This window comes from Halobellus sp. EA9 (assembly GCF_051195055.1).
GTDB classification, from domain to species: Archaea; Halobacteriota; Halobacteria; order Halobacteriales; family Haloferacaceae; genus Haloquadratum; species Haloquadratum rubicundus.
On the sequence record NZ_JBNTJW010000036.1, the window covers coordinates 1 to 2,567 of the forward strand.

Here is a 2,567-nt window from a genome sequence, read left to right on the forward strand (position 1 = left end):
CTATCTCGCTGTCTGCTTCGGTTGGTTGCACATCCTCCCAAAGCAGACACTTCCTCTAACCCGATGTGATCGACTGAAGCTTGTTCCAAGAGACCCTGGGGTGCGCTCATTGGGCCGACCGCTCTCTATGCGTGCCTGTTAAATAGTAGTCTCTGAGTCACCAGTTGAAGATGCGTCAAAGACGGTAATTGTGACAGTGGTGCCGTTTGATGTGTCGAAAGAGACGGTACCGTCAAGAGTGCGGACGGCCCAGGTAAGTTGCCACAATCCCAGACCCGTCCCGTGTTGTAGTGCTGTCTCAGTCCTGGTTTCGAGCGCAGATAGTTCCGACTCGGGAATCCCCGGGCCATCATCGATGACCTGGATTTCGCATCCGTCAGGCGTCTGCCGGAGAGACGTGGTCACGTTCGTAGCGTGTGTGACCGCATTGTCGACGGCGCTTTCTATAGCCGCTTCGAGGGCGGCGCCGTCGGTCGAGATCATCAACGAGTCGGGTGCTTCGACAGCGACCGAGGAGTCGCAGGCGGCCACAGTGCCGCGAAGCAGCTCGGCGACATCGATGGCGACGTTTTCGTGCGTCTCTGAGAGAAGTCGGTCGATCTTCCGCGCGCGGTTACTCATACGTGTGATGCGATCGGTCGCCTCAGTTGCGGCGTCCGCGTGGTCGTTGTCGATGGCCTCGAGATGAGCGTTGACGACATCGATTTGATTACGTAGATTGTGCCGCAGAACCCTGTTAAGCACCGCAATTCGTTCTTTACGAAGTTCTCGTTCGGTCACTTCTCGGAGGCTGATCACGGTACCCAGCTGCTGGTCCTGCTGGTCGAGTACCGTCGACACCTGCGGATCAAACTTCGCTGACGTACCCTCAACATTGAGTTCGAGCGTCTCGGTTGCTCGCAGCCCATCCACACTCGTTCCGACGGTATCTTCGACGGTAACGGTGCCGGTAGACGGGTCGGAGTTCCCCGACGCAGTGCGCGCACTCTCGTTTGCTCGCACCACGCGGTGCTCGTCATCCGCGATTAGCACCAAGTCGTCTGTCTCGTCTACGACATCCCGTTCACCGACGACGCCGATGGCAGGGGATTTTTTGAACGCATCGAACCGAAACACCGCGAGTCCAAGCCCACCCACCGCGCCGAAAGAGCCAAGCACATAGGCGGCCCCTCCCGCTGCTTGACCGAGTTGAGCAATATACGGAATATTGCTCCAGAACAGCCACATCGCCGCTGGTGCCACAGCAAAGGCAATTCCTTGCCATGCTGTTAGGTGGTTATACCGACGTGTCGCTCGCACCACCAGCACGATCCCGGCTACAGCCAGCGTCACTGCGTAATAACGGGTAGTAATTCCAAGGAGTCCGAGAACCTGCGTTGGCACTACTGATACTCCGCTTAGTAGACCCTGTAGAATAATCACGAAAAGCGGAAACGCAATCAGCGCACCCGTCTTGAGCGAAAGCGAGACGAACCGCCCCGTGTACCGAAGTGCAAACATAGCCCACAAAGCGGCGGGAAGGATCCAGACAACTGCCAGCCACCGCCCGACTGCACCGCTAAAGTCGGTCACTGAGATGAGATTGGTAAGGATGCCGACACTGACTAGTCCGAGACCCACCCCGATCAGCGCAGTGTATCCTGTGAACCACGCAGCCCCTGGTTCGTTGTATCGGTGAGCGACCGTCGCACTGATAGCCGAGATACCCACTGCGTTCCCGATAGATATTGCTGCGGCGATTCCAACGATCATGAGGCATCATACATTCTCGCCTGCTAATAATGTGAAGCGTTCCGGTACAGGATATACAAATTAGATTGACCGATTGACTGGGCCGCCGTCCTGACGAGAGCCAGCGCGAGACTTGCGCCCTCCATCTTGCACGCCAACCAATGATAATATCGATGGCTCTTACCGAACACAGTGAAACAGCGCATCTTTCTGTCTACTGGTAGATGGGCCAGTGCAAGGTACAGAGGATCAAGTCAGCACCCACCCGGCGTCAACCTCACACCGAGACGGCCGCATCGGCTAACCATCCGGTGTGAATATCTTCGAGCAAGGTGATCTGAAAAGCACTGAGTCGTTCCACTCTGACCGCACCGTGTCAGAACTGGTGTCTTGAAACGGCTGTGTTGAATCACTAGACGGCGTCGGGATAGGTCGCTAAATCGAAGGAGTTGAAGCGGGAGACTCCAGTTGTCTATGACCCAAATCTCCCGCTTCACCAGCGAAGTCGTCCCGATTTCTCAAGGAGTTACTGGCGATGGAGACGAATCCGCCGCCCCGGAAGGTGGCGGCGAATTCGCCGACTATGCCCTCGTTTCCCTCTATTGTCTCCGGATTTATCTCGACACGTCCTACCGAATGACGATTGACCTGCTGAAGGAGATGCCACAAATAACCGGGGATATCGGCCTTGACGCGGCCGATATCACCTCTCCATTCACGCTGTGTAAAGCGTTCGACCGGATCAGTATGAGCGTCTGTCGAGTGCTGCTGCGCCAGTCGGCGCAGCTGCACGACCCCTCGAAACACGGCGCGATCGACGCGACATTCTACGAACG

General features: G+C 56.6%; 1 protein-coding gene and 1 pseudogene. One reads left to right on the forward strand and one right to left on the reverse strand.

Annotation, left to right across the window (positions count from 1 at the left end; genetic code table 11):
• Positions 1 to 138: 138 nt before the first annotated feature.
• The gene (locus tag ACQUQ0_RS17505) at positions 139 to 1,752 is read right to left on the reverse strand and encodes an ATP-binding protein (RefSeq protein WP_435187028.1); all 1,614 of its coding nucleotides are present in this window, start codon (positions 1,750 to 1,752) and stop codon (positions 139 to 141) included.
• 453 nt (positions 1,753 to 2,205) lie between these two features.
• Between ACQUQ0_RS17505 and ACQUQ0_RS17510 the strand changes: the two are divergent.
• Positions 2,206 to 2,567, forward strand: a pseudogene (locus ACQUQ0_RS17510) (IS5/IS1182 family transposase); the annotation flags it as partial.